Annotated in this window: 21 protein-coding genes; 9 read left to right on the forward strand and 12 right to left on the reverse strand. The window is 68.7% G+C overall.

Translation table 11 applies throughout. The annotated features are described in order from the left end of the window. Positions 1 to 100: 100 nt before the first annotated feature. Positions 101 to 1,711, forward strand: coding sequence for a DUF2142 domain-containing protein (locus tag QU602_RS12175; RefSeq protein WP_308796723.1), 1,611 nt, complete (start codon positions 101 to 103; stop codon positions 1,709 to 1,711). Here QU602_RS12175 and QU602_RS12180 read toward each other — a convergent pair. Genes QU602_RS12180 through QU602_RS12190 form a run of 3 tightly spaced genes read right to left on the reverse strand, consistent with a single transcriptional unit; the run spans position 1,699 to position 4,369 of the window. Beyond that, positions 1,699 to 2,718, reverse strand: a complete 1,020-nt coding sequence (locus QU602_RS12180) for a glycosyltransferase family 2 protein (protein WP_308796724.1) — start codon at positions 2,716 to 2,718, stop codon at positions 1,699 to 1,701. The two genes, QU602_RS12175 and QU602_RS12180, sit on opposite strands and share 13 nt — an antisense overlap. Then, positions 2,715 to 3,389, reverse strand: a complete 675-nt coding sequence (locus QU602_RS12185) for an acyl-ACP--UDP-N-acetylglucosamine O-acyltransferase family protein (RefSeq protein WP_308796725.1) — start codon at positions 3,387 to 3,389, stop codon at positions 2,715 to 2,717. Before QU602_RS12185 ends, QU602_RS12180 begins: the two co-directional genes overlap by 4 nt. Further along, positions 3,386 to 4,369 carry a lysylphosphatidylglycerol synthase domain-containing protein gene (locus QU602_RS12190; RefSeq protein WP_308796726.1) on the reverse strand — a complete coding sequence of 328 codons (984 nt, stop codon included), beginning with the start codon at positions 4,367 to 4,369 and terminating at the stop codon, positions 3,386 to 3,388. The genes QU602_RS12185 and QU602_RS12190 overlap by 4 nt, the downstream gene beginning before the upstream one ends. A 221-nt stretch (positions 4,370 to 4,590) precedes the next feature. Between QU602_RS12190 and QU602_RS12195 the strand changes: the two genes are divergently transcribed. After that, positions 4,591 to 5,643, forward strand: a complete 1,053-nt coding sequence (locus QU602_RS12195; RefSeq protein WP_373692810.1) for a DegT/DnrJ/EryC1/StrS family aminotransferase — start codon at positions 4,591 to 4,593, stop codon at positions 5,641 to 5,643. 3 nt (positions 5,644 to 5,646) lie between these two features. Continuing rightward, positions 5,647 to 6,606, forward strand: a complete 960-nt coding sequence (locus tag QU602_RS12200; RefSeq protein ID WP_308796728.1) for a Gfo/Idh/MocA family oxidoreductase — start codon at positions 5,647 to 5,649, stop codon at positions 6,604 to 6,606. Between the two features lie 20 nt (positions 6,607 to 6,626). Here QU602_RS12200 and QU602_RS12205 read toward each other — a convergent pair whose 3' ends face one another. The 3 genes from QU602_RS12205 to QU602_RS12215 form a co-directional block, all read right to left on the reverse strand. Continuing rightward, positions 6,627 to 7,073, reverse strand: a complete 447-nt coding sequence (locus tag QU602_RS12205) for an acyltransferase (protein ID WP_308796729.1) — start codon at positions 7,071 to 7,073, stop codon at positions 6,627 to 6,629. A gap of 2 nt (positions 7,074 to 7,075) precedes the next feature. Next, positions 7,076 to 8,002, reverse strand: coding sequence for an NAD-dependent epimerase/dehydratase family protein (locus QU602_RS12210; protein WP_308796730.1), 927 nt, complete (start codon positions 8,000 to 8,002; stop codon positions 7,076 to 7,078). Between the two features lie 64 nt (positions 8,003 to 8,066). Further along, positions 8,067 to 9,200: a DegT/DnrJ/EryC1/StrS family aminotransferase gene (locus QU602_RS12215; protein WP_308796731.1), complete on the reverse strand. Its 1,134-nt coding sequence runs from the start codon at positions 9,198 to 9,200 to the stop codon at positions 8,067 to 8,069. A 105-nt stretch (positions 9,201 to 9,305) separates the two neighbouring features. Between QU602_RS12215 and lhgO the strand changes: the two genes are divergently transcribed. Continuing rightward, positions 9,306 to 10,490: an L-2-hydroxyglutarate oxidase gene (gene lhgO, locus QU602_RS12220; protein ID WP_308796732.1), complete on the forward strand. Its 1,185-nt coding sequence runs from the start codon at positions 9,306 to 9,308 to the stop codon at positions 10,488 to 10,490. A gap of 16 nt (positions 10,491 to 10,506) precedes the next feature. Here the strand turns inward: lhgO and QU602_RS12225 are convergent, their stop codons facing one another. The 4 genes from QU602_RS12225 to QU602_RS12240 all read right to left on the reverse strand — a co-directional run bounded on the left by QU602_RS12225 (position 10,507) and on the right by QU602_RS12240 (position 19,403). Further along, on the reverse strand, positions 10,507 to 11,721 hold the full coding sequence (locus QU602_RS12225; protein ID WP_308796733.1) for a glycosyltransferase family 4 protein: 1,215 nt from the start codon (positions 11,719 to 11,721) through the stop codon (positions 10,507 to 10,509). 1,549 nt (positions 11,722 to 13,270) lie between these two features. Then, the gene (locus QU602_RS12230; protein ID WP_308796734.1) at positions 13,271 to 15,511 is read right to left on the reverse strand and encodes an LGFP repeat-containing protein; all 2,241 of its coding nucleotides are present in this window, start codon (positions 15,509 to 15,511) and stop codon (positions 13,271 to 13,273) included. A gap of 77 nt (positions 15,512 to 15,588) precedes the next feature. Continuing rightward, positions 15,589 to 17,406 (reverse strand): glycosyltransferase family 2 protein, encoded by a 1,818-nt coding sequence (locus tag QU602_RS12235; protein ID WP_308796735.1) that lies wholly within the window; start codon positions 17,404 to 17,406, stop codon positions 15,589 to 15,591. Positions 17,407 to 17,519: 113 nt separating this feature from the next. Beyond that, entirely contained in the window at positions 17,520 to 19,403 is a 1,884-nt protein-coding gene (locus tag QU602_RS12240) for a glycosyltransferase family 4 protein (protein ID WP_308796736.1), read from the reverse strand. Positions 19,404 to 19,674: 271 nt separating this feature from the next. Here QU602_RS12240 and QU602_RS12245 point away from each other — a divergent pair, with 271 nt between their 5' ends. The 4 genes from QU602_RS12245 to QU602_RS12260 are packed head-to-tail and all read left to right on the forward strand — an operon-like array spanning position 19,675 to position 23,949. After that, positions 19,675 to 20,853: a glycosyltransferase family 2 protein gene (locus QU602_RS12245; protein ID WP_308796737.1), complete on the forward strand. Its 1,179-nt coding sequence runs from the start codon at positions 19,675 to 19,677 to the stop codon at positions 20,851 to 20,853. Positions 20,854 to 20,891: 38 nt separating this feature from the next. Beyond that, complete coding sequence (locus QU602_RS12250; RefSeq protein ID WP_308796738.1) at positions 20,892 to 21,818, forward strand: ABC transporter permease; 927 nt, start codon at positions 20,892 to 20,894, stop codon at positions 21,816 to 21,818. Then, positions 21,815 to 22,726 carry a glycosyltransferase family 2 protein gene (locus QU602_RS12255; RefSeq protein ID WP_308796739.1) on the forward strand — a complete coding sequence of 304 codons (912 nt, stop codon included), beginning with the start codon at positions 21,815 to 21,817 and terminating at the stop codon, positions 22,724 to 22,726. Before QU602_RS12250 ends, QU602_RS12255 begins: the two co-directional genes overlap by 4 nt. Beyond that, positions 22,723 to 23,949: an ABC transporter ATP-binding protein gene (locus QU602_RS12260; protein ID WP_308796740.1), complete on the forward strand. Its 1,227-nt coding sequence runs from the start codon at positions 22,723 to 22,725 to the stop codon at positions 23,947 to 23,949. Before QU602_RS12255 ends, QU602_RS12260 begins: the two co-directional genes overlap by 4 nt. 30 nt (positions 23,950 to 23,979) lie before the next feature. Here QU602_RS12260 and rfbA read toward each other — a convergent pair whose 3' ends face one another. Continuing rightward, the gene (rfbA, locus tag QU602_RS12265) at positions 23,980 to 24,843 is read right to left on the reverse strand and encodes a glucose-1-phosphate thymidylyltransferase RfbA (protein WP_308796741.1); all 864 of its coding nucleotides are present in this window, start codon (positions 24,841 to 24,843) and stop codon (positions 23,980 to 23,982) included. 6 nt (positions 24,844 to 24,849) lie between these two features. Further along, on the reverse strand, positions 24,850 to 25,458 hold the full coding sequence (gene rfbC / locus QU602_RS12270; protein ID WP_308796742.1) for a dTDP-4-dehydrorhamnose 3,5-epimerase: 609 nt from the start codon (positions 25,456 to 25,458) through the stop codon (positions 24,850 to 24,852). Between the two features lie 88 nt (positions 25,459 to 25,546). Here rfbC and rfbB point away from each other — a divergent pair, with 88 nt between their 5' ends. Further along, positions 25,547 to 26,545 carry a dTDP-glucose 4,6-dehydratase gene (gene rfbB / locus QU602_RS12275; protein WP_308796743.1) on the forward strand — a complete coding sequence of 333 codons (999 nt, stop codon included), beginning with the start codon at positions 25,547 to 25,549 and terminating at the stop codon, positions 26,543 to 26,545. The last annotated feature ends 13 nt before the right edge of the window (positions 26,546 to 26,558 follow it).

The raw sequence follows: 26,558 nt of genomic DNA on the forward strand, positions 1-26,558 counted from the left end.
CTTCCGGCAGCGGGAATCAGCGTGCGAGCCGCGGTCCACTCGGATCCGTGCGGCTAAGGTGGGAGCGCCCGCCAGACGCCGACAGGAGCCTCCACCAGCGATGAGCCGCCTCGAGCCCACCCCGATCGCAGCCTCCCCGGGCGATCGTCCGCCGCGTGAGCGCGTTCCACGCCGCGTGTTCGCGATCACTTGGGCGCTGGCTTCGCTCCTCGGCATCCTCTGGGCCATCGCGACGCCGGTCGGCGCGTCGCCCGACGAGCCGGCACATCTGGTGAAAGCCGCTTCGGTCGCACGCGGACAATTCGTGGGCGAGCCGTCGAGCGCCGGCAACATCGTGTCGGTTCCCGGATATGTCGCGGCGACCCACAGCGTCGTGTGCATCGTGTTCCAGCCCAACGTTGCGGCGGACTGCATCGACGACAACCCGGCCGATCCGTCGGGTCTCGTGCTCAGCACGACGACCGCGGGACTCTACAACCCCTTCTACTACGCCGTCGTGGGCTGGCCGAGCCTGCTCTTCGGCGATGTCAGCGGCATCTACGCGATGCGCATCGCGAGCGCCGTGCTTTCAGCCCTGTTCCTCGCCTTCGCAGCGAGCTTCGCGTTCGGGCTCGGCAGGCGCGCGCTCACGCTCGCCGCGATCGGCGTCGCGACGGTGCCGACGTTGCTGTTCATGAGCGGTGCCGTGAACCCGAACGCCGTCGAGGTGACGGCCACGATGGCGGCGTTCACCGCCATGCTGGCCGTCGTGCGACGCGGCGCCGAGGGCCGAATCGGAGGACCGCTCGCAGTCGCCGCCGTCTCGGCCGCCGTGGGTGCCCAGATGCGAGGACTCTCGCCGCTCTGGATCGCGCTCGCGCTCGCGGCACCCCTGCTGCTCGTCTCGTGGGCGCAGCTGCGCGCGCTCCTCGCGCGGCGTGTCGTCTGGGTCGCGATCGGCGCGATGCTGCTCGGTGCGCTGCTCGCCGTGCTCTGGACGCTCGGCAGCAGTTCGCTCACGGGCTCGCTCAGCGACGAGGAGCACTTCCAGCAGTACCCGGGGGTGGGCACGAGCCCGCTCACGGGCTTCGTCGTCACGTTCCTCGATACGTGGGACTACGGCGCGCAGATGATCGCTTCGTTCGGCTGGCTCGACACCCCGGCGCCGGCGGTGGTCTATTTCGTCTGGTCGGCATTCATCGGCACGCTCGTGCTCGCGGCCGTCGCCGTGCTCCGTGGGCGCCGGCTCGGCTTCGCGGCGGCGCTGCTGGCGGCACTGCTCCTGTTGCCACCACTCGTCCAGGCGGCGTACGTGACCGCCGGCGGGTACATCTGGCAGGGCCGGTACACCTTGCCCCTCTTCGCGATCGCGGTCATCGGCGTGGCCGTGGTGCTCGGCGAGCGTCCGGTCGCGCGTGCACGCACGCTTGCCGAGACTGATTCCGCGGAGGTCGGCCGTGCATCGACGCGCCTGTTCGCGGTCGTCTGGTTGGCCTGGGGCGCAGCCCAGTTCTATGCCTTCGCCGTCGCGATGAAGCGATACACCGTGGGCCTCGACGGGACCTGGGGTGCCGTGCTGCGCGCACCCGAATGGGCTCCTCCCGGCGGGACCGTCCTCCTGCTGGGATCCTTCGCCGTGCTCGCGCTCGGCACGGCGTTCATCGCGTGGTGGTCGACAGCCCGGCCGGTGAGGAGGCCGGCCGTGACCGCCGAACCGCTTCAGACCGGCTGAACCAGGTCACGCAGAACGTCCTGCGCACCCCGGCCGAATGCCGAGTACCGGCCGGTGCGCAGCTCCCGCATGACCGGGGCCACCCGGCCGAGCCGGCCGGGCGGGAGCGCGCTCCTGGCCGACTCGTGCGCAAGCTTCTCCGCGGCTTGGCGCAGAGCCCACGCGTCGTCGGGAATGAGACCGGGGAGTCGCGTGGCGAGGTCCCGGGCTCGCGCGAGGAGACGCATGTTCCGCTCGGTCCGCGGCGCACGCAGGCGGCCGAGCTTTCCGCCGAGCCCGAGCTCGGTCACGCCGATCTGGTTCGCACCGTGCTGCCGGTAGTCGATCAGGGGCTCGTCGACGACGCCGACACCGCCCGTCAGCGAGGCGACGATCGCCAGCCACTCGTCATGCACCCATGACGCCGGGAAGGGGACGGCCCGCTGCACAAGCGTCCGGCGCAGCATCATCGTCGCGCCGGTGAAGAGGTTGCGCTTCAGCAGCTCAGCCGGTGCGCCGCCCGCGCTGATCCGCGCAAGCACGCCTGCCGTGATGCCGAGCGTCTCGAACAACGAGGCCGGCAGCTCGTCGCCGCGCTCGTCGACGAGGCGCGCATTCGACGCGACGAGTTGAAGCTGTGGACGTGCCGCGAACGCGCGCACCGCGCGCTCGACACGATCTACGCGCCACACATCATCCTGGTCGGAGAGCGCGACGAGGTCGCCCGACGTGGCGCGAAGCGCCTGCTCGAAGTTCGCCGTGACGCCCAGTGCGGGCGCGTTGCGCATCACCACGAGCTCGATGTGCCGACCGGCCGAGCGGTGTTCCGCCACGAGTCGTTCGGCGAGCGCCACGGTGTCGTCGGACGAGGCATCGTCGGACACCACGATCTCCCGAACCGGATACGTCTGGGCGAGCACGCTCTCGAGCTGCGCCGCGAGATAGCGCGCGCCATTGTGCGTGCCGAGCGCGACCGACACGGACGTCGTGTCCGACGCGGCCGGACTGCCGGCCGAGGCATCCGTCATGCTCGCGTCGCGATCTCGTCGCGGAGAACCCGGACCAGTCTCTCGGCCGACGCGAGCTCACCAGCGGCGTATGCGCGGTCCACGGCCTCGGCGGTCTCGGCGCGCCCGCCGAGTCGCGTGCCCCCCACGACGTTGCCGCCGCGGACGCGCGCCGGATTGCCGTATGCCTTGGCGAACGGCGGGATGTCGCGCGTCACGGTCGAACTCATACCCACCATGGCCCCGTCACCCACCGATCTACGCTGATGCACCGACGTCCCGAGCCCGAGGTTCGCATGCGACCCGATCCGGACGTGCCCCGCGAGCAACACGCTCGACGCGAGCGTGACCCCGTCGCCGAGGCTGCAGTCGTGCGCGATGTAGACCTGGTTCATGATGAACGCGTCGTCGCCCACGACCGTCGGCGCCTCGGAACCCGCGTGTACCTGCGCGTACTCGCGCACCACGTTCCGCGATCCGAGGCGTACTCCGCGCCCCGCGCCGAGGGCGTCAGCGGGATGCGGTACCGAGCGGATCTCGGGGGTCGCGCCGATCACGACGCCCGCACCGATCCAGTTGTCGTCACCGAGCTCGACCTCGCCCATGAGCACCGCGAACGGGCCGATCGTGTTCCCCGAACCGAGGCGCACGCGCTCGCCGACGATCGCCGACGGATGGACCCTGTTGCTCATCGGACCGAGTCCGGCTCGGCGTCAGCGGTCTGCGTCCCGTGCTCGTAGCGAACCTCTTCGCGGAGGTAGTCGTACTGCTCGCGGCGCAAGCGCCGACGGAGCAGCAACACGAACCCGATCGCGATGCCGGCCGCGAGCAGGTCGCCGACCGTGAACATCGCCCGCGAGGCCAGGCTGATCGCCGTGGCCTCTGGGAGCGTGATGAGCGTACCCATCGCCGCGATCAGGATCGCCTCCCGAACGCCGATGCCGGACGGGAGGAAGAAGGCGAGCAGGCCGATCGTGAAGCCCAGGGCGATCGCGCCGGTGAGCAGGATGAGCGAGCCCAGGTCGGGATCGACGAGCGAGTTGAGCAGCAGCCACAGGTGCAGCCCGTAGGCGACGTACGACAGTAGCGACCAGCCGAGCCCCCCGAGGACGGTGCCGTACGAGACCCGGTGCTCGAGGGGCGGCCGACGGAAGAGCTTGAGGACGAACGAGGCGAGCGCGGTCATGATGCGCGGGTGCAGGCATACCAGGCCGATCGGCAGGAGCAGGAACAGCCAGAGGAGCCACTCGTGCCCCTCGACCACGACGGGCAACGCGAGCGCGCCGAGCATGAGGGAGGCTACGACGCCGATGCCGGCCGCATAGAGCGCGGTCACGAGCACGCGAGCGCGCAGGATGCCGTACTGCCGCCCGAGCTCCATCTGCATCACATACGACCACACCGACCCGGGCACGTACTTGCCGAGCTGGCCGACGAGCAGCACCTGCGACCCGCGCAGCAGCGGCACCTTCGGCCCGAGCCCATTCAAGATCGTCACCCAGCTGAGCGTGCCGAATGCGAGGCCCACGAGCACCAGGATCTGGGAGAGCACGACGGACTGCCACGACATCACCGAGAGCGCGTGCACGATGTCGTCCCATTGGGTCGCGAGGTAGTAGACCGCGAACGCGACGACCACGAGGACCAGGCCGTACCTGATCAGGTGAACCACCTTCGGAGGCAACGATGGCAGCTTTTTCATACACACTCTCTAGTCGTCGCGGTCCAGCGCGCCGGCACGTCCTCGGGCATGTCGCGCATTCGGGACGTGGGCGCGCGACCCATAGAATGTTGCGGGTGCGCCGGATACATCCACATCCCGCACTCGGAGAAACAGCCTTCATGATACCAATCACCGTTGTAGAGCTCGGGCCAGAAGTCGAACGTCTCGTCGTGGAGACTCTGAGGTCGGGCGGAATCGCGCAAGGGCGCCGTGTCGCCGAGCTCGAGACCCGGTTCGCCGACCTCGTCGGGGTCGAGCACGCCATCGCCGTGAATAACGGCACCACGTCACTGGTCGCAGCCCTCAGCGTGCTCGACCTCGAGCCGGGCGACGAGGTCGTCACCAGCCCGTTCACCTTCGTCGCGACGTTGAATGCGATCCTCGAGGCCGGCGCCACCGCCCGGTTCGCCGACATCTCCGAGGACGACTTCAACGTCACGGCGGCGTCCCTCGCCGAGCGTCTCACGCCGCGCACGCGCGCCCTCATGCCCGTGCACCTGTACGGCCAGATCGCCGCTATGGACGAGATCTCAGCCATCGCCGAGGCGAACGACCTCGCCATCGTCGAAGACGCCGCGCAGGCGCACGGCGCCCGCCTCGGTGACCGTGGCGCAGGCACGTACGGCACGGGCTCGTTCTCGTTCTACGCGACGAAGAACCTCACCACGGGCGAGGGCGGCATCATCACGACGAACGACGCCGCCGTCGCCGACCGGCTGCGGGTGCTCCGCAACCAGGGCATGCGAGATCGCTACCAGTATGTGGCGGCCGGTCACAACTGGCGCATGACCGACCTGCAGGCCGCCGTCGGCATCCCGCAGCTCGCGGGCTACGACGACGTGGTGGCGCGGCGGCAGGAGCACGCACGCCGACTGAGCGAGGGCCTCAGCGGGGTTCCGGGCATCGTGGTGCCGCGCGAACTCGCCGGCCGCCGCCATGTCTGGCACCAGTACACGATCCGGGTGACGGAGGCCGCCGCCGTCGGGCGCGACGAGTTCGTCACGAAGCTCGCCGAGCGCGGCGTGGGCGCGGGCATCTATTATCCGAAGCTCGTCCACGACTACGAGCCCTACCGCGATCGGCCCGACGTGATCGTCGAGGCGACCCCGGTGGCCGAGCGAGTCGTGCAGCAGGTCGTCTCGCTGCCCGTGCACACCCACCTCAGCCCCGACGACCTCGACCGCATCGTCGACGCGGTGGCGTCCGTCGTCGAGGGGCGCTGAGCCATGGCCGCAATTCGCGTCATGCTCATCGGGGCGGGCTTCATGGGCTCGCTCCACGCCCGGGTCATCACGCAGTCCCCGCTCACCGAGCTCGCGATCGTGGTCGAGGCGAACGAAGAGACCGGCCGGGCCGTCGCCGACCGCTACGGCGCTGCCTGGCAGGCCGAGCTCGACGGGCTCGACAGCGTGGACGCGGTCGTCGTCGCCGCCTCGACCGAGGCCCACTTCGAGCTCGCGATGCGGGTCGTCGAGGCCGGGCGCCCGGTCCTCGTCGAGAAGCCGCTGGCCGACAGCCTCGAGCGCACGACCGCGATCCTCGATGCGGCGGCGCGTCGCTCGGTCCCCGTCATGTGCGGTCTGCTCGAGCGGTTCAACCCGGCCGTGCTGACCGCACAGGCGCTCATCGAGGATCCGAAGTTCGTGACGGCGACGCGGCATTCGCCGTACGTCCCCCGCATCCGCACCGGCGTCGGCTGGGACCTCCTCGTGCACGACGTCGACCTCGCGAGCCGCCTGCTCGGCGGCGAACCCACGAGCATCACCGGCGCGCTCGGGCACTTCCACCCGCTCTCGGCGCCGGGCGCCGAGGATGTCGCCGAGGCCGTGCTCACGTTCGACGGCGGTCGCGTCGCTCACGTGTCGGCGAGTCGCGTCGGTCAGCGGAAGATCCGGTCGTTGAGCGTGCACGACCTCGACAAGCTCATCGAGATCGACCTGCTCCGGCGCGACGTCACGCTGTACCGTCACATCTCCGACCAGCCCGCCGATGCCGAGGGCCGCGGGTACCGTCAGCAGACCGTGATCGAGATCCCCGAGCTCGTCACCGCGCAGGAGCCGCTCGCCGCACAGCTCGAGCACTTCGTGGGCCTCATCGAAGGCCGGGTCGACGCAGAGGCCGAGCGCCGCTCGCTGCTACCGGCGCACCGCATCGTCGAGTCGATCACGGGCGTGGGCACCGTCTGACGCGGGACTCGGGCCGCGACCTACGGCGTGTCCGCCACGTCGCGGATGGTCGTCGGATGTCTCGGATCTGACAGGTCGACCTGGCCGACCACGCGCCCAGGGACGCCGACGACGACGCTTCGCGGCGGGACATCCGCCGTCACGACCGCGCCCGCCCCGATGATGGACTCGTCACCGATGGTGACCCCCATGTTCACGACCGCGTTCGCGCCGATGAACACCCGGTCGCCGATCGTGACCGGCGCGCGGTCGACGTCGGGGTACGCGCGCCCGCTGACGCAACGCATCGCGCTGGAATGGGTGTAGATGTGCACGCCCGACGAGATGTCGCAGCCCTCGCCGATCGTCAGTCCGCCCGAGCCGTCGATGAGCGTGAACGCCCCGATCCAGGTGCCGGAGCCGATCGCGGGCTCCCCGATGATCCACGCATACGCGTTGTAGGGGTTCTCGGGGAGCCCGGCGGTCATGATCAGGAGTTCCGGACCAGCGCGGTCATGCCCTCGCGGACCGGGATCGACGCCTCGAAGCCGAGCACGTCGCGCGCGCGGGTGATGTCGGCCGCACGGCGCGTGACGAGCACGGGGCGCGGGTTGAACTGCGGCTTGACGTCGACGCCGACGGCGTCGATGAGGATCTCCGCGAGCTCGGCGACGGTCGTGTCGATGCCCGTGCCGACGTTGATCGGGACGTTCGCCTGCTCGGACGTGAGCGAGAGCACCACGGCCCGGGCGATGTCCTTGACGTGGATGAAGTCCATCGACTGCTTGCCCTCGCCGTCGATGACCGGCGCTTCGCCGTTCTTGAGGCGATTGACGAAGTGGTTGATCACCGACGTGTAGTACGCGGTGGTCTTCTGGCCCTCGCCGTAGACGTTGAAGAACCGGAGCGCGATCCAGCTGAGGCCCTTGCTGCGGCCGTAGTAGCCGAGCAGATCCTCGTTCGTGCGCTTGCCGATGCAGTATGGCGTGAGCGGGTTCAACCGGTCGTCCTCGTGCATCGGGAGCTTCTCGGGGTCGCCGTACACCGACGCGCTCGAGGCCGCGACGATGCGCTTCACGCCGAGGTCGGCGGCTGCCGCGAACACGTTGTGCGAACCGACCATGTTGATGTCGACGGACGAGTAGGGGTCGGCGACGCTCTTATTGATCGAGTCGGCTGCGAGATGGATGACGTGGTCGTACCCCTTCATCGCCGAGTACACGGCCGCACCGTTGCGCGTGTCCTGGTCGACGACGTCGACCCGGCCGGTCGCGATCAGCTCGTTCGCACGGTCGCGGTCGCCGCGCACCATGTTGTCGAAGATCCGCACGTTCCAGTCGTCGGCGAGGAGCTGTTCGACCACGTGCAGTCCGATGAAGCCGGCACCGCCGACGACGAGGACGTTCTTCTCTGCCACAGATGATTCCTTCGGTTGATGGTCGAGCCGTCGGAGCGGCGGCCCGGCTGAGCTGATCGGCGCGTCAGCCGCGAGGCTGCGCGATGGCTGCGGCGAGCGTCTCGACGACGCGGTCGACCTGGGCCTCGGTGAGGTTCGCGTGCATGGGGATGGCCAGGTGCCGGCCGAACAGGTCGGCCGAGATCGGGAGTTCGCCTTCGAAGCCGTACACGGGCTGCACGTGCGACGCGTATGTGCCGAAATTGCACTGCACGCCGTGCTGGCGGAGATACCCCGCGATCGCCCCGCGGTCCAGCTCGGGGTCGAGCGTGACGACGTACGACTGCCACGGGTGCTCGCGGTCGTCGAGCGCGACCGGTGCGGTCACCCGCTCGAGCGGCGCGAGCCGCTCCTCGTACCACCGGGCCGCGCGGCGGCGGTTCTCGAGCAGGGTGGGCAGCCGGTCGACCTGCGCGAGCATGACGCCCGCCGCGAGGTCGGAGAGGCGGTAGTTGTACCCGGCCTCGTCGAACGTCGGAATCGGTAGGTCGGTGCTGCCCTCCCGCGAGATGGCCGGCGCGATGCCGTACGTGTGCAGCTTGCGGGCGTGCTCGGCGAGCGTGGCGTCGTCGGTCGTGAGTGCACCGCCTTCACCGGCCGTGATGCCCTTGCGCCCGTGGAAGCTGAACGTCGCGACATCGGCGAGACTGCCGGCCGGCCGGCCGTGATAGCTGGCACCGGCGGAGCACGCCGCATCCTCCATCAGCCAGAGCCCGTGGCGGTCGGCGATCTGCCTGAGCTCGTCGTAGTCGGCGGGCTGCCCGAACACGTCGACGGCGAGGATGCCGACGGTGCGCGGCGTGATCGCCGCCTCGACGGCGGCCGGGTCGGCGCTCCAGATGTCGGGGCGGATGTCGGCGAACACGGGCGTCGCGCCCGTCCACATGACCGAGTGGCCCGTGGCCGGGAACGTGTAGTCGCCGACGATGACCTCGTCGCCTGGGCCGGCGCCGAGCACCTGCAGACCGAGGTGCAGGGCGGAACCGCAGTTGCTCGTCGCCAATGCGTGCGCGGTGCCGGCGACCTCGGCGAAGCGGGACTCGAACCGCTGACAGGTCGGACCTGCCCCGGAGAGCCACCCGGACGCGAACACCTCCCGGATCGCTTCGAGCTCCTCGTCGCCGACGGTGGGCTGCCCGAGTGGGATCGTGTCGAGCAAAGTGGTCCTTCCTCACGGAGGTCTCGCATCGGGGGCCGGCGAGGCCTCATCTATAGTAGCCGAGGCTGCGTAAGCGGCCTCGCCGAGCGAGGGAGAAAGAGGGACATGCCCCAGCGCGTGATCATCATCGGAGGCGGCATCGTCGGACTCGCCGTCGCCGAGCGCGCATCGCGCAACGGCCATGCCGTCACCGTCCTCGAGAAGGAATCCGGGTGGGCCCGGCACCAGACCGGCCGCAACTCGGGCGTCATCCACGCGGGGCCGTACTATCGCCCCGGATCGCTGAAGGCCCGCATGTGCACCGCGGGCAACCGCTCGATGAAGGCGTTCGCCGACGAGCACGGCGTGCCGTGGCAGCTCACCGGCAAACTCATCGTCGCGACCGCCGACCGCGAGCTGCCCGCCCTCCGCGAATTGGCCCGCCGCGCCGCGGCGAACGGCGTCCCGTTCCGGGAGCTCGACGCCGCGGGCGCCGCCGAGTTCGAGCCGAACGTCGCGGCCGTCGCCGCGCTCCGCATCGAGTCGACCGGCATCATCGACTACGGTGCCGTCAGCCGGAAGCTCGCCGAGCTCGTGGCCGAGCGGGGCGGCGAGCTCCGCCCCTCGACCGAGGTCGTCGGCATCGAGAGCCGGCCCGATCGGGTTGTGGTGACCACGACGAAGGGCGAGGCGACCGGCGATCTGCTCGTGAACTGCGCGGGCCTCTACAGCGATACCGTCGCGCGCATGGCCGGGCTGCGCCCCCAGGCCCGGATCGTGCCGTTCCGCGGCGAGTACTTCGAGCTGAGCCCCGAGCGGAGCGACCTTGTCCGCGGACTCATCTACCCCGTGCCCGACCCCGAACTGCCCTTCCTGGGGGTCCACCTGACGCGCATGATGGACGGCTCGGTCCACGCGGGCCCCAACGCGGTCACGGCCCTCGGTCGTGAAGGCTACTCCTGGCGGGACATTAAGCTCGGCGAGGCCGTCAAAGACCTGACGTACGGCGGATTCCTGCGGATGGCCGCGCGCAATGTCGGCGTCGGCGTCACCGAGGTGCGACGTTCGTTCTCGAAGGCGCTGTTCGCAGCGAGCCTGTCTCGGCTCGTGCCCGGCATCTCGGCGAACGATCTCGTCAAGGCACCCGCGGGGGTCCGCGCCCAGGCGATCCGCCGCGACGGCACGCTCGTCGACGACTTCCTCATCGAACGGGCGCCGCGGCAGGTGCACGTGCTGAACGCGCCCTCGCCCGCGGCGACCGCGTCGCTGGAGATCGCGGCACAGATCTCGGAGACCGCCGGGCTCGAGTGAGCCACCTGGGCCGAGCTCAGCGGCGTGGCTGACGGACGAGCCCCTCGAGCGTCGTGAGGTGCGCCTCGGCGACGCGCTCGATCGCGAAGTGGTCCTCGACGAACCGCTGCGCCTTCGCGGACACGCGCTCGCGGGCGTTCGGGTCTTCAAGGATGCCGAGCACAACCTCGGCGAGCGCATCGGGATCGGCCTTTTCCTCGCTCGCGCTCACGAACGGCACGATGAAGAGCTGCTCCCCATCGTCGATCCGGAACTCGAGGAAGTTGTCGGGCCGCACAGCCGCGGCTACCGGAGTGCCTGCGGCGAGGGCTTCGAGGCTCGCGGTACCGAACCCCTCGCCTTCGAGCTCGTGCACCTCAAGGTCCGCCGCTGCCAGCAGATCAGGGATCTCGCGCTGCGGTCGGGCGCCGAGCGTCACAATCGCGTGCTCCACGCCCAGGCGTTCGGCGAGCTTCAGGAACTCGTCGTGATAAATGCCACCGACCACGACGACCCGAGCCTCCGGCGAGCGTTCGAGGATCCCCGGCAGGGCGTGCACGAGCGCGATGCGGCTGCGCTGCGGGATCACATGCCCCACCGAGAGGATCAGCGGCTGGGTGGGCAGCCCGAGCCTCGAGCGAGCAGCCTCACCGTCGCCGCCTCGCATGACGGTCGGGTCGACGCCTACGGGGATCGCGACGGTCCCGCTGATCGAGCGCCGGTACCGCTTCCGGATGTATCGGTCCATTAACACGTCCATCACGACGACCTTCGGTCGGTGCAACCGCATGAGCGGGGCCACGAGCAGGGTGTCGGCCATCGCGTACACCGCCGAGTTGAAGCGGCTAAGCGGACTCTCGAGCCTCGTGTGCACGCTGAGCAGCGTCGGCACGCGCCGCGACCTCGCCCACCAACCGGTGAGCCAGGTGAGATCGAAGAACTGCCCATGCTGGTGGATCACGTCGGGCGCGAACTCGTCGAGGAGCGTGAACACCCGGCGCTTCACGCGCGGCGAGATCGTGAAGCCGATGTCGAAGTTCGCGGCGAATCGCGTCTTCGGCAGCGTCCACGCGGGAATCCGGTTGATCCGGAACCCATCGCGTTCCTCGACGGCCGGCGCGTTCTGATACATCGCGGTCAGCACAAGCACCTCGTGCCCGGCGGCCGCGTAGGCCCGCGCGAGGTGGTCGGCGAGATGCGACGACCCGCCCGGCCGTGGAGGGAAGAAGTTGTTGACGACGGCGATTCTCATGAGCGCTCCACGTACTTTCGGTCAGAGCCCGATTGCCGTCATCACGCCGACTACGCCAAGCGCGGCGAAGACAAGCCTGACGCGACGCTGCTTCACGACACAGAGCAGAAGCAGCACGATGAGCGCGGCGAACGGCATGGAATAGCGTGAGGCGATCGGATGGTCGATACCGAAGTTCAGCGCATTCGAAACGCGGAGCGCCACCGGGTACAAGACCAGGGTGATCAGCGTGCCGACGACGACGAGATATGTCGCGTCGATCGAAAGCGTACCGGTTGGCCGGCGCGGTACCTCGGACAGGGCACGAACTGCGCTTCGGCGCTGGAAGTCGGCGGCGATCGCAGTGTACAGGAGCGCACCGAACACAGCCACCGTGATCCAAAGCGGCAGTCCGATCGCGACGCTTCTGAGCAAGCGCGAGTAGAACTCGGGGCCCGAGGGCATGGCGTAGCTCCAGTCGATCCAGGGAGTGTGCAGCGCGAGGAGTTCCTGAACGGCACCGATTCCAATCGTCGACCACCCTGAGAACTGATACGGGCCGTACACCTCAGCGTTGGTGACCGTCGCGGTCGCCGAAATGTACCTCCCCCACAGCACCACAGGGAGCAGCACGATCGCGGCGAGCACGATGAGCTGCCAGAGCTTCGGCGACCATCGCTCGGCCGTCGTCCAACCGCGCTTGTTCGCGATCCAGATCACGAGGACTGCGAACAGGAATCCGCCGAGCACGAGCGAGTTCACGACCGCCGTGGTCGCCGCGAACACCGCGGCCAGCGCGAGCCAGGTGAATCCCCGCCCGCGTCGGATCCAGAGCAAGCCCGTTCCGCCGACGAGTGCGCCCGCGAGGATGGATGTGGCGTTCGGCGTGATCATGCCGCCCATGACGGTGATGCTGGTCGCAGAGACAGGGAGCGACACAGCCGCGATGAGACCGAGCCGCCGCTGCCCGAGCACGAACGCGAAGACGCCCATCACGATGACACCCAGAGTCATCAGCAGCGCGCTGAACACACGGTAGACCGTGATGTCGTGCAGCTCGAACCCGAGCGAGTCCACGACCCATCTGAATCCCTCGGCACCGAGGAAGTAGGTCGGATAGTGAATGTACCCAGTCGTGAACTCGCCCGAGGTAACGTCGCGGACGTCGAGCGCGGGATCGCCGCACCCGTGGACGAGTCCGCCGGCCTCATGGCCGATGCCGCACGCCCACTCGTCCACGACGTCTTCTTCGTAGAGGGCGCCGCGGAACGAAAGCTCGCCTTCGTGGATCTTGAGCTGGGTATCGAGGTGGACGTGCTCGTCGAGGACGGAAAGAGGATGATCGTCGGCCGCGAGGGTCACCATCGCATAGCCGAAGATGAGCACGATCACGGTCGCCACTGCGACGCAGAGCCCGGTGGCTCGCTTCATCACCCATTCGCGCGGCGCGCGCAAACCATCCAACTCGCGACCATCTCCCAGATCAGTTGTGGCTGCTCGGATCGCGGGCAGCCTGACGCCGCGAATGCGGGCCCGGATCATGCTATCCGACGCGCCGCCGCGAACCGATTCAGTAGATGACCGCTCCCCCCTGCGCCGTCCACCTGATCGACCCGAAGTCGAAACCTTGAGTGCAGGGACCCCCCGCGCCGCTGCACGCCATCGCCGTGGCGGGGAAGCCGAGATGACCCGCTGCTCCGCCGCGGGAGAAGTACGCGGTGCGGATGTCACCCGTGACCGCCTGCGCCGCGCCGCCGTTCTTGGCGAAAAGTGAGCCGTTGATGAACGCCTGCCCGTGACCACCGCCGTTCTGCGGGATCACTATTGAGTCGCTCGTGCTCGCACCGAGCACGCCGGCGGGCCCGCCCGCGGCAGCGTACGCTTCGAAGAACTGCGCAGTGGTCACGCGGGCGACGTCGCCCGGCATCGAGAACACCGTGCCACCCGCGAACGCCTGCGAGCAGCCGCCCCCGGCGAGGCCGCAGGTCTCGGCTCCAGTCGGCCAGCCCAGCGGTCCAGCTGCGCCGCCAGACGCGAAGTACCGCGTGCGGATCGCGCCCGAGACCGCGAAGGTACCGGAGCTCGACGAGTACACCGAGCCATTCTGGTAGGCACGGGCGACGCCGCCGATGCCCTCGCGCACGAAGAGGTATCCGCTCGTCGGCGCACCCAGCTTGCCGGCACCGCCGGCGGCGGTGTATGCCTCGTCGATCTGTGGCGACGACCAGGAGGCACCTTCGGGCGCTGTCCGGAGGATCGCGTTCTGGAACCGCTGCGTGCACACGTTGCCCGAGCACTCTTGCTCGGCGATCGGCCAGCCGAAGGAACCGGTCGCGCCACCGAACGAGAAGTAGTAGCTCCGCATCGCGCCGAGCACCGAGTACGCATCCCCGCCGGCGCGCTGGTACACGGAGCCGTCGGAGAAGGCCTGCCCGGTGCCTCCACTCATGGCGATCGGGTTGCTCGCCGGCCAGCCGAGCGCGCCCGTCGCGTTGCCCCGGCTGGCGTAGTAACGCTCGAATCCGAGCACCGCCCAGGTGCCGGACCTCGACGAGTAGATCGCACCAGCCTGGAACGACTGGCCGGAGCCTCCGCCCTTGACCGTCGACGTGCTCAACTCGGCGGTCGGCCAGCCCAAGGGCCCGGCCGCACCGGCGTACGCCCAGTAGGTGTCGCGAATCGGTACATCGACCCGGAACGTGCCGAACCCGGAGGTGTATACGGAGCCGCCCTGGAACACCTGACCCGCGCCGCCGCCCTGCGCCGTGATCTGCTGGGTGGAGCTCGTCGGGTACCTCAGTGGGCCCGCCGCGCCGCGCCGCGCGAAGTAGTAGTCCTTGATCGGGCCGATGACGTACTGTGCCCCGGTCGCACTGGTCCAGTAGATGGAGCCGTTCGCGAACGCTTGACCGAGACCGCCGCCATGCTCGGCAATCGTGATGAATCCGCTCGTCGCCGCGCCGAGGACCCCGCTGGCGCCGCCGGTGGCATTCCACAACGCGGTGATCTCGTTGGCGCCCGGCATCGTGGTGGGCCCAAACCAGTTGTTGTAGAACACCCAGAAGTTGCGGTTGCCGTACGCGCTGCAGCCGTCGCCGGTTCCGCCGATGTTCGCGAGCGCCGCGGCGTTCGGCGTGTAGGGCGTGTAGTAGTAGAGCGCGGCCGTCGCACGGTTCTTGATGTGCACGCCCTTGGTGCCGCAGGCGGCGTTCGGGTGGTACCGGACCTGGTTGACCTGGCCCACCTTGATCGAGGTGAACGAGCCGGCGGGGTTGGTGTACCAGGTCAGCTGACGGCCGGCGGCGAAGATCTGGTTGAAGAAGCCGTAGTACGTCGAGTCGCAGGAGGACGTGTCCGGGCAGCCGTAACCCATCGCCTTCCGCATCACACCGTCTGACGGTGCGCGGTTGGTGACGAGGCTCTGCTCTTTCTGCAGCGTCACCAGGATCACCTTCGCGCTGAGGTTGCAGGCCTGCTGCACCTTGAAGATGATCCGGGCAGCCGACTCGTTCGCGGCGCCGTGATACGTCGAGCAGGTGCCGAACGACCAGGTACGGGTCGGCGTCGCGGTCCGATACGCCGCGAGGCAGTTCGCGTTGTCGCATCGTCCGCCGACGGCGCTCTCGAGGAAGCGCTGGATCTCCGCCTCCGACATCGCCGAACCGTTGTAGAAGTTCGCGTCGGAGATGATCGCGCCGGGGTCGAAGTCAGCGCCGGAGAGCGCTTGCGCCGGAGCGGCGGCCGTTCCGACGATCGACGCCGAGATCGCGACCAGCGCGACGGCGAGAGCGCCCACGAGTCGTTGCCACATGAGTACGCCGTCCCCCCGGTTCGATTGACACGCCGGAGGCGACCGTAGTCACCCGTCTCAACCCCCGGATGTCGCCACTATACCGATGTAGCGGCTACCGCCTCGATTATCCGTGCCATCGCCGGAGAATTTCCCTCCGAAAACCGTCGCGCCGAGTGACGTCCGTTGTCGGCGAGCTCGCGGCGGATCTCACCGTCGGAGAGCACCGAGTCGAGCGCGATGCGCAACGGGTCGGACTCCCCGTCGACGGGTGTGAGCGCGTTGTATCCATCGAGCACTTCGTAGCGCAGATGGTCGTTCGCGCCGGCGATGACCGCAGCACCGCCGGCCATGAATGCAAACACCGAGAGCGGCTGTTCCTCGACGAGGGACGAAACGATCACCCCAGGCCGTTCCTCCGCAATCCGCGCGAGCACCTCGTCGTCGACCCGATTCGTGCGCAGGTGGGTGACCCGAGCGCCGTGCAGGTCGGCGACGTCGTCGACGACCTCGCACCACCCCCCGTCGCCGACACAGCACACCCGCGAGGCATCCGGTTCGCCGACCGCCTCGAACGGGGCGACGGTCAGCGCGGGCACCAATCGGTGCGCGACCTCCCACGCCGCCTCGGCGCGCACCTGGTCCGCAGTCCAGCGGTTCGGGGCCACATAGTCGAACTCGGGACGGTACCCGGCCACGATCCGTGCCTGCAGCGCCGGGTCGTCGCCGTGTGTCAGCGTCTCCATGCCAGGCAGCAGATACAGCGGCTTGCCCCGGTGCAGCGACGACACCCATACGGTCTCGGCGACACGCCGGTCGGTCGCGATCTTGACGCTCTCACGCTCGGCGAGCTCGGCGACGATCGCCTCGTCGGCGAGATCCTCGGTATCCGAGGTGTGCACCCGCGCGTCGTACCCGAGCGCGACCATCGCGTCGGCCTGCTCATGCACGTATCGCGCCCAGAGCGGCTCGGCACGCGTGGACACGACATAGTCGAGCGCGGGCCGCGCCTCGAGGCGCCGGGTGAGGAAGAGCTGCTGCCAGCGCCGCCAGAAGTACCGCATCGACGCGAGCTCACGCGCCCCCTGGCTGTAGCCCCGAGTCGCGGATTCGTGGTGCACGAGCAGCGCGGCGGGCTCGTAGTAGCAACGAACGCCCGACTGCCACGCTCGCAACCCGTAGTCGACGTCTTCGAATCCGAGCCAGAACTGCTCGTCGAGCCCGCCGAGTTCGTCGTACACCGGCTTCTTGATGTAGACGCACGCACCCGAGATCGACCGGTTGTACCCGGGCACGTTCGCGGAGGGGCGGGTCGCTGGCGAGCCGACATGGAAGTGGCCGAACCACTGCGGCGCGAGCACTCGCGCATAGTACGTACCCGCGTACTGGATGCGCCCGTCGGGATAGACGAGCTTGGGCGAGACCATGCCGATGCGCTCGCTCGAATAGGCGCGCGCTTGCAGGGCGTCGAGCCAGCCCGCCTTGGCGACGATGTCACTGTTCAGCAGGACGATGTCGTACCTCGCCTCGCGCATGCCGACGTTGACGTTCCCCGCGAAGCCGAGCCGCCGGTCTTTCAGGATGACGCGCGTCCGTTCGTCCTGCAGCTCGAGGAGGCGACGCGTGTTCTCGGGTTCGATGTAGTCGTCGACGATGAGGACCTCGTACTCGAACCCCGCGCAAGTCTCGCGAATCGAGGCGAGACACGCCGTGAGATACGGCAGGTCGTTGTAGCTCGGGATCACGATGCTCACGGGTCGACGATCTTCGAACGCCGGAGGCGTGCCAAGACCGGCCGTGTTCTGCCGGTAGAGCTGCTCGACGTTCGCGGCGCCGAGTCGCTGCCGGGCGCCCTCGGGGAGTCGGCGGACGACGCGGCGGGCCACGGGCCCCAGTAGCTTGCGTGCGGACGGCATGATCTCCCTCGGGGCGGCTGCGGGTGCCCTACATGGTATCCAGATGGATGCTCCACCGGGACGGCGCCCGATCTGGGAGGTCCGAGGTCCGACGCGTGCGCACCCGACCGGTGTTAGTCGACCGCGCGGTAGAAGTCGGCGAGCTCGTCGAGGACCACCGGCCAGGCGTACCGCTCGGCCGTCCGCAGCCCACCCGCACGAAGCCGTTCCTGCAGCGCCTCGTCGGCGAGCAGACGCCGAATGGCCCCGGCGAGCGCAACGTCGTCGTCCTGAGGCACGATGAGACAGTTTTCGCCGTCGACGCAGAAGTCACGATTGCCGTGCGCGTCCGTGGTGATCACCGGACAGCCGCAGGCCATCGCCTCGAGGATCGGCAGGCCGAATCCTTCGTGGATCGAGGTCTGCACAAAGCACGTCGCGCGGTTGTAGAGGATCTGGACGCCGGCATCGTCGGGACGTACGACGTACTCGGACGGGGATTCCTCGACCAGGTCGGGCTCGTTGCCGTACATGAGCAGTTTCGGGCGGGCATCGCCGAGCCGATCCCAAGCCCGTCGCGTCATCGCGAAGTTCTTCTGGAAGAACGACCGACCGACCGCGAGCACGACGTCCCGCTCGCGGGACACCGCCTGGTCGACGAAGAATGTGGTCGGGTCGAACCCCACGGGGATCAGCGCCGCGTCGACCCCGAGCTCTGCGAGCTCGGCGCGCTGGAACTGCGCGGTCGTGAGCGTGAGCAGCTCAGGCCGGTAGCTCGTCGCGACCGCGGAGCGACTCCAAGGCTGATCCGGATAAAACCACGTCTCGAACTCCTGGACGAAGTTCACCGGGATCCCGTGGTTGACCGACGCGAGGAAGACCGGGTCGGAGGTCTCCCACCACGTCGCGACCTTGATGGCACGCTCGTTGCGCAGCGCCAGGAGCAGATCCTCGTACCTGCGGTAGCTCGTCACCGGCACGCTCGACTCGATCCAGCCGGGCGTGCCCTGCAGCGACCAGATCTCGACGTCGAAGCCGCGGGCGGCCAATCCCGCCGCCTCCGCGAACACGACCCGGATCCCGCCGCTCACGGAGGTGGCGTTGAGCACGAAGATCACCCGGCGCCGGCCGGCCGCGTTCGTCACCGTGCGGTGTTCCAGCCAGGTCCGATGCGCGTCGGTGAACGCGGGCGACACGGGCGGCTCGGTCACCGCGAGCACGACCGGGCTGAACGCGAGCGTCCGCCGATTCTGCTGCCAGGCGCGCCTGACGACGACGTTCAGCTGGTCGGTGAACGACGCTCCCTCGAGCTCGTCAGAGGGGAGGTCGACCGCGTCGATCGCATCGGCACGGAGCAGCGTGCCGTGCACGGTCGCGCCGAGCACGTAGCGCGGGATGCGGTACTGCAGGAACCGGTCATGGCGCTGCCGACCGCTCCAGCCACCGGCGGCACGGTCGTACTCCGGGCCCTGATAGACCGCCCGACCATCGGTCAGCGCAGGTTGCACGATGCCGATGGCAGCGTCCTCGTGATACTCGTGCGCCACGTGCTGCAGGTGCACGCCGGCCCAGTGGTCGGGCAGCGGATTCTTAGTGTCGAGCAACCAGACGTCGCAGGCCCGCCAGTGCCGTCGCACCCACATGAGCAGCGCCCGCAGATCGGTCTCCTCGGCGTGCCCAAGGAAGTCGCACCGGGTCGAGACGTCGTCGTTCGGGACGGCCTCCGACGCGAGCCGCTCCGATACCAGGATGTGGGCCCGAAGCACTTCGTGTGCGCGCAGGATCCAGTCCGAGTCACGCTCCGTCACGGGTCCGAGGAGCACGATGACCACGGGCCGGACCCGCTCGAGGTGCCAGAGCTTTGCTGCGGAGAGCGTGAACGCCGTGCTCACGCCGTTCGCATACGTCGCAGTCGACTCGCGCGCCACGGCGGCGCGCAGTCGTCGCGAGCGGAGTTGCGTCCAGAGTGCGCGCGCCCCCGGCAGGTCTGCAAGCAGCGGCCGGACCGCGCGCAGCATGCTGCGGGGGGCCGATCGAACTCGCCGGGCCAATTCGTCTCGCGAAGCCATCACTCCCCCATTGTCGTCGTAGGCTCATGCCAGGGGGGCCGGATCGATGGTCCCGACACACATTGGACGAGCTGGCCTGCCCGGCGCTCAGTGTGCCAGCATGAGGGATCCCCTGTCCCCTGCCCACCGGGTCTCGTCCGCGGCGGCCGGAACGGATCGGTGCCGAGCTGTCGGCCTCGTCCCGAGCCGGCGCGGTCCTCGCCCGCCTGGAGGTTGCCCTGTGAAACTGACGATGACCCTCATGGTCCGCGACGAAGCGGACATCGTCGGTGCGATGATCCGGCATCACGCGGCGCAGGGCGTGGACGCGTTCATCGTCACCGACAACGGGTCCGTCGACGGCACGACGCAGATCCTGGAAGAGCTCGCGCACGAGCTGCCGATCCGTCTGCTCCACGACTTCGAGCACCGCAAGCAGCAGGGCGAGACAGTGACCCGGATGGCACGGTCGGCAGCTGAGGACGGCGCGACCTGGGTCCTGAACGCGGATGCCGACGAGTTCTGGGTCGCCGCCGACCCGGAACTCACGCTCCGAGACGCCTTCGAGCGCATCGACGTCGGACTCGGCTCGTTCCCCGTTCCGGTGTACGACATGATCGGCGATCCCGCCGAGGCCGGGAGCGGGCTCCAGCGCCTGGTCTACCGCGACCTCCGGCCCGTCGCCCGCATGCAGGAGCTCGGCATCAACGACCACGCGACGCACGACGCCGCGCATGTCGGCGACCCCGAGGTGACGGTCTCGCAGGGAAACCACTTCGTGAGCATCCCGTCGCAGGGCACGCCGCCCCCCGGGGTCGCCGTCGAGGTGCTGCACTTCCCCTGGCGTTCGTGGTCGCAATTCGGGGGCAAGGTCGAGCGGTCCGGTCTCGCGTACGAGAGCTCGCCCCACCTCGAACCGAGCGCGAATCATCACGGGATGCGCGACTACCGGCGCCTCCGCGACGGCGTGCTGCTCGCGTCGTACGTCGCGCGGCATCCGGATCGCGCCGAGCTCGAGGCCGGCCTGGCCTCGGGTGCGCTGGTCGAAGATCTCCGGATCTCGCTGAGCGTGTCATCGCCGGTGGACGATGTCCCGCTCCCGGCCGACTCCGTCGCGCTCGAGCGCGCGCTGTGGGCGCGGCTCCAGCCGATCGAGCGCCGGTTGATCGGCCTCGAGAACGACCACCGGCGCGAGAGCGACGATGCGCGCGGGCTCCGTCATGAACTCGAACTCCGCCGGAACGAGCTGGACGAGACGAGAGCACGACTCGAGCGCGAGCTCAGCGGAGAACGCGCGGCGCTCGCCGCCGCGGAGACCGAGCTCGCGGCGGTGCGCGCCGAGCTCACGGCCATGCACGCCCGCCGCATGGTGCGGCTCGCGGACCGACTCGCCGGCGTCGTCCGACGCGGCCCACGCTGAGCATCGGCTCATGGATCGGCGGCTATGATCGTCGAGTTATGACTGCCCCGATGGATCCTTCGGCCGTGCGCCGTGCCCGCTTCGCGCGCCTGCACGACGCACCGCTGTTGCCGATCTCCGGGACGGTCAACGGCAGAGTGGCCAGCGCGACACCGATCCGGCGCATCCTGCAACAGCGGGAGATGCTCGGCCTGCTCGTCCGCCGGGACATCAAGGCTCGATACAAGGATTCCAGCCTGGGGCTGATCTGGACGCTGGTGCGTCCACTCACCCAGTTGGTCATCTACTACGTCGTGGTCGGCCAGTTCCTCGGCGCTGCTCGAGGCATCCCCGACTTCGCGATCTACGTTTTTGCCGGACTGACCATCTACGGGCTGTTCAGCGAGATCGTCATGGGCGGCGTCGGCTCCATCGTCGGCAACAGCGGTCTCGTCAAGAAGATCAACATGCCCCGCGAGATCTTCCCGCTCGCCTCGATCGGTTCCGCGATGTTCAATTTCGGCATCCAACTGGTCGTCCTCATCCTCGCAACGGTGGTGCTCGGCGTCGCGCCGCTCCACGCCGACCTCCTCTACGCGGTGCCGTCGATCCTGCTCATCCTCGTATACGGCTGTGCGTTCGCCCTGCTCCTGTCGGCGGCGAACGTCTACCTCCGCGACATCCAGTACCTCGTCGAGGTCGCCGTGATGCTCCTCATGTGGGCCTCGCCGATCGTGTACGCGTGGACGATGGTGCGCGACACGGTGGGCAACGGTCCACTGCTCGAGGTCTACACCAACAACCCGATCACGCTCGCCGTGCTCGGCTTCCAACGCGCCTTCTGGGTGTCGGGCGATGTGGCATCGGCCTATCCCCCCTTGCTCTGGCTGCGCATGGGCATCGCCCTCGTCATCGGCCTCGTGCTCGTCGTCGTGACGCACCAGGTGTTCCGGAAGCTGCAGGGCAACTTCGCGCAGGCGCTGTGAGCGACGCGAGAGACCGGCGCACCGGCGTGATCGTCGTCACGGTGCTGTACCGCTCGGGCGATGAGCTCGCGGGCTTCGTCGACTCCGCGAGGAGCTCGGCCGGGGACGTCGAGCTCGAGATCGTGGCAGTGAACAACAGCGCCGAGGACGCCGACGACGCGCGCCGGCGCGCCGAGGCCCTCGGCGTGCGGTTCGTCCAGGCCCCTGGCAACCTGGGTTACGGCGGCGGGATCAACCACGGCCTCGCCACGGTGCCGCACGCCGGCCGGCCCGTGCTCATCGCGAACCCCGACGTCCGATTCCTCGGTGACGCCATCCCGTCGATGCTCGACGGACTCCAGCACGCGGACTCCGACGTCGCCGCCGTCGGACCGAGGATCGTCGACGCCGACGGCATCGTGTATCCCTCGGCCCGGCGGCTCCCCTCGGTTTCGACGGGCGTCGGTCACGCGCTTCTCGGCTCGATCGCGCCGTCGAACCCGTGGACGCAGCGGTACCGGGCGATCGACGACTACACACGCGACCGAGACGTCGAGTGGCTCTCCGGCGCATGCCTGCTCATACGGGCCGCATGGTTCGACACGCTCGACGGATTCGACACATCGTATTTCATGTACTTCGAGGACGTCGATCTCGGTGCCCGCATCCAGTCCAACGGCGGGCGCAATCGCTTCGTCGCGGCGGCCACGGTGCAGCACACGGGCGCGCACTCGACCTCGACCAGCGCTGACGCGATGCTCCGCGCGCATCATCGAAGCGCCGCGCTGTTCCTCAGCCGCCGATACGGCCGCTGGTATCAGGCCCCCCTGCGCGCGGCGCTCCGTTGCGGCCTGTACCTGCGTTCCACGATCCTGACCCGGCCGGGCCGCCGGACCGTCAGCCGCACGTCAAAGAAAGCATCCAGATGACCCAGTCAACCGGCGCAGCCTCCTCCGAGCCCCCCGTCGTCGTTCGGGTCGACGACGTCTCCAAGCGGTTCAGCATCCGCAAGGACAACTCGCTGAAGGAGCGCATCGTCACGTTCGGCCGAGCCGGCCGCCAGCACCGTGAAGACTTCTGGGCACTGTCCGGCGTCTCGACCGAGATCCGGGCCGGCCAGACGATCGGGCTGATCGGACACAATGGGTCCGGCAAGAGCACCCTGCTGAAGGTCATCGGCGGCATCCTCGAACCCACGAGCGGCGGGGTCGAGTCACGCGGCCGGATCGCGGCGCTACTCGAGCTCGGCGCGGGCTTCCACCCCGATCTCACCGGCCGGGAGAACGTGTTCCTCAACGCCTCCGTACTCGGGCTGTCCCAGCGCGAGACCGAAGAGCGGTTCGACGACATCGTCGCGTTCTCGGAGATCGGCGACTTCATCGACACCCAGGTGAAGTTCTATTCCTCCGGCATGTACGTTCGCCTGGCGTTCGCGGTGGCCGTGCACACCGATCCGGACATCCTGATCGTCGACGAGGTGCTCGCCGTGGGCGACGAGGCGTTCCAGCGCAAGTGCATGAACAAGATCAAGTCGTTCCAGTCCGAGGGACGCACGATCATTCTCGTCACGCACTCCATGGGCCAGGTGCAAGAGCTGTGCGACCAGGTCGTCCTCCTCCATCACGGCCAGGTCGTGCAGGCCGGCGATCCGTGGGAGGCGGTCGCGGCGTTCCGCGACCTGCTGGAGGAGCGCCGGCAGGAGCACATCCAGGAAGAGGCGGCGCCAGACCCCGCGATGCAGAACGCCCAGATCGTCGACGCCCACGTGCGCGTCATAGGCCGGGCCGATGGCGAACGGGCGCAGCCTGGTGACGACATCGAGATCACCACCACGCTCAGCCATTCGTCTGGCCTGGACGACTGGATCTGCGGCATCCAGATCGACAATGTGGCCGGCCAAGCCGTCTACGGCACGACGACCAAGCGGGTCGGTCTCGTTCCCGGCCGACTGATCGGCGAGCGAACACTCACGTTGACCGTGCGCGACGCGATGTTCTCAGGCGGCAAGTACTTCGTGAACGTGTCGCTCATGGATCTCGACGGGCGCCACCTCTTCGACCTGCCGCAGGCGGCGTCGTTCTCGGTCACCGACCAGGACGACGCCACAGGCGTCGTGTATGCCCGGCCCGAGATCCAGCTCAGCGACGGATGACCAGGTGGCGCCGCCGGCCGCGGCGCCCGCTTACGGTGCGAGCAACCGCCGCAGATACGCCCCGTACCCGCTCTTGACGAGCGGGGCCGCGAGTTCGGCCAGCTGCGCGTCGTCGATCCACCCGGCGCGCCAGGCGATCTCTTCGAGGCATCCGATCTTGAAACCCTGTCGGTCCTCGATGACGCGGACGTACTCCGACGCCTGCATCATCGATTCGAAGGTGCCGGTGTCGAGCCAGGCCGTGCCTCGGTCGAGCACCTGCACCTGCAGCCGGCCGGCGTCGAGGTACCGCTCGTTGACGGTCGAGATCTCGAGCTCGCCGCGCGCGCTGGGTTCGATCGTCTTGGCGATCTGCACGACCGTGTTGTCATAGAAGTACAGGCCGGGGACGGCATAGTTGCTCTTCGGCGTGACCGGCTTCTCCTCGATCGACACCGCTTTCATGTCGTCATCGAACTCGACGACGCCGTAGGCCGTCGGGTTGGACACGTGGTACGCGAACACGAGGCCGCCGTCGATCTCGCCGTTGGCGCGCAGCGACGACCCGAGTCCGGTGCCGTGGAAGATGTTGTCGCCGAGCACCAAGGCGACGGACTCGTCGCCGATGAACTCCTCGCCGATGATGAACGCCTGCGCGAGACCGTCGGGCGAGGGCTGCACCGCGTACTCGAGCCTGATGCCGAGCTGCGATCCGTCACCGAGCAGCGCCTTGAACTGGTCGTTGTACTCGGGCGTCGTGATCACGAGGATCTCCTTGATGCCCGCCATCATGAGCGTCGACAGCGGGTAGTAGATCATCGGCTTGTCGTAGATGGGCATGAGCTGCTTGGAGATGCCCTTGGTGATCGGCCAGAGCCGCGTGCCGGAGCCGCCGGCGAGAATGATGCCGCGCATCGTCGATCAGTGTCCTTCGTTCAGGGAGGCGTAGTACGCGCGGGCCGCGTCCCACGTCGGGAGCAGGCCGGTCTCGGCCGCCTCGGCGAGGCTCGGCGCGTCGGTGTCTTTCGGCGAGAGCAGGAGGTCGTCTCGGTCCACCGGGAACTCCAGGCCGACGGTCGGGTCGAGCGGGTCGATGCCGTGCTCGCGCTCGGCGTTGAACGTCGAGGTCACGAGGTAGCTGACCGTCGCATCGTCGCTGAGCGCGATGAAGCAGTGCCCGAGCCCTTCGGCGATGTAGATCGCGCGTCGGTCCTGGTCATCGAGGAGCACCGAGTCCCACTGGCCGAACGTGGGCGAGCCGACGCGGATGTCGATCACGAAGTCGAGCACGGCGCCGTGCGTCGCCGTCACGTACTTGGCCTGGCTCGGCGGCACGTCGGCGAAGTGGATGCCTCGCACGACGCCCCGCTTGGAGACCGAGGTGTTGCCCTGGGCGAGCTGCAGCGGGTGGCCGATGGTCTCTTCGAGCCGGTCGAACCGGTACCACTCGAGGAACACCCCGCGGTCGTCCCCGAACTGCTTGGGTGTGATCTCGTAGCTGTCGGGGATCTTCAATTCGCGGATCTGCACCCCGAGAGTGTAGCAATCCCAGGTCAGCGGCCCGCGTGCCGGGCCGGTACGCCGCGACCTTCCAGCCTCGCCTCGCTAGGATGACCGGGTGTCAAATCTCCTCGTGACCGGCGGTGCCGGCTTCATCGGCTCCAACTTCGTCCACTACGTGATCGAGCACACCGACCACACGGTGACGGTGCTCGACAAGCTGACCTACGCCGGGAACCTCGCCTCGCTCGACGGCCTCCCCGACGACCGCTTCCGCTTCGTCAAGGGCGACATCGCCGACGCCCAGCTCGTCGACGGCCTGGTCGCCGAGACCGACGCCGTCGTGCACTACGCGGCCGAGAGCCACAACGACAACTCGCTCTCCGACCCGCGCCCGTTCCTCGACACGAACATCATCGGCACCTACACGCTGATCGAGGCGGCCCGCCGGCACGGCACACGCTTCCACCACATCTCGACCGACGAGGTCTACGGCGACCTCGAGCTCGACGACCCCGAGCGGTTCACCGAGCAGACGCCCTACAACCCTTCGAGCCCGTATTCGTCCACCAAGGCGGGCAGCGATCTGCTCGTGCGCGCGTGGGTGCGCTCGTTCGGCCTGCAGGCGACCATCTCGAACTGCTCGAACAACTACGGCCCCTACCAGCACGTCGAGAAGTTCATCCCGCGCCAGATCACGAACGTGCTGCGCGGCGAACGGCCGAAGCTGTACGGCAAGGGCGAGAACGTGCGCGACTGGATCCACGCGAACGACCACTCCTCCGCCGTGCTCACGATCCTCGAGAAGGGTGAGATCGGCGAGACCTACCTGATCGGCGCCGACGGCGAGAAGAACAACAAAGAGGTGGTGGAGCTCATCCTGACCGAGCTCGGGCAGCCGGCGGACGCGTACGACCACGTCGTCGACCGCCCCGGCCACGACCTGCGCTACGCGATCGACTCCACGAAGCTGCGCACCGAGCTCGGCTGGCAGCCGCAGTTCTCCGACTTCACGTCCGGACTGGCCGACACGATCGCGTGGTACCGCGACCACGAGGCCTGGTGGGCACCGCAGAAGGATCAGACCGAGGCCCGCTACCGCGAGCAGGGGCAGTGAGCGTGCGATACCT

Source organism: Agromyces protaetiae, assembly GCF_030866785.1.
GTDB classification, from domain to species: domain Bacteria; phylum Actinomycetota; class Actinomycetes; order Actinomycetales; family Microbacteriaceae; genus Agromyces; species Agromyces silvae.

Bases quoted from the DNA above. Each gene is read 5' to 3' on its own strand.
- QU602_RS12175 (WP_308796723.1), top strand. From the start codon at position 101: ATGAGCCGCCTCGAGCCCACCCCGATCGCAGCCTCCCCGGGCGATCGT.
- QU602_RS12180 (WP_308796724.1), bottom strand. From the start codon at position 2,718: ATGACGGATGCCTCGGCCGGCAGTCCGGCCGCGTCGGACACGACGTCC.
- QU602_RS12185 (WP_308796725.1), bottom strand. From the start codon at position 3,389: ATGAGCAACAGGGTCCATCCGTCGGCGATCGTCGGCGAGCGCGTGCGC.
- QU602_RS12200 (WP_308796728.1), top strand. From the start codon at position 5,647: ATGGCCGCAATTCGCGTCATGCTCATCGGGGCGGGCTTCATGGGCTCG.
- QU602_RS12205 (WP_308796729.1), bottom strand. From the start codon at position 7,073: ATGACCGCCGGGCTCCCCGAGAACCCCTACAACGCGTATGCGTGGATC.
- lhgO (WP_308796732.1), top strand. From the start codon at position 9,306: ATGCCCCAGCGCGTGATCATCATCGGAGGCGGCATCGTCGGACTCGCC.
- QU602_RS12225 (WP_308796733.1), bottom strand. From the start codon at position 11,721: ATGAGAATCGCCGTCGTCAACAACTTCTTCCCTCCACGGCCGGGCGGG.
- QU602_RS12230 (WP_308796734.1), bottom strand. From the start codon at position 15,511: ATGTGGCAACGACTCGTGGGCGCTCTCGCCGTCGCGCTGGTCGCGATC.
- QU602_RS12235 (WP_308796735.1), bottom strand. From the start codon at position 17,406: ATGCCGTCCGCACGCAAGCTACTGGGGCCCGTGGCCCGCCGCGTCGTC.
- QU602_RS12240 (WP_308796736.1), bottom strand. From the start codon at position 19,403: ATGCTGCGCGCGGTCCGGCCGCTGCTTGCAGACCTGCCGGGGGCGCGC.
- QU602_RS12250 (WP_308796738.1), top strand. From the start codon at position 20,892: ATGACTGCCCCGATGGATCCTTCGGCCGTGCGCCGTGCCCGCTTCGCG.
- QU602_RS12260 (WP_308796740.1), top strand. From the start codon at position 22,723: ATGACCCAGTCAACCGGCGCAGCCTCCTCCGAGCCCCCCGTCGTCGTT.
- rfbA (WP_308796741.1), bottom strand. From the start codon at position 24,843: ATGCGCGGCATCATTCTCGCCGGCGGCTCCGGCACGCGGCTCTGGCCG.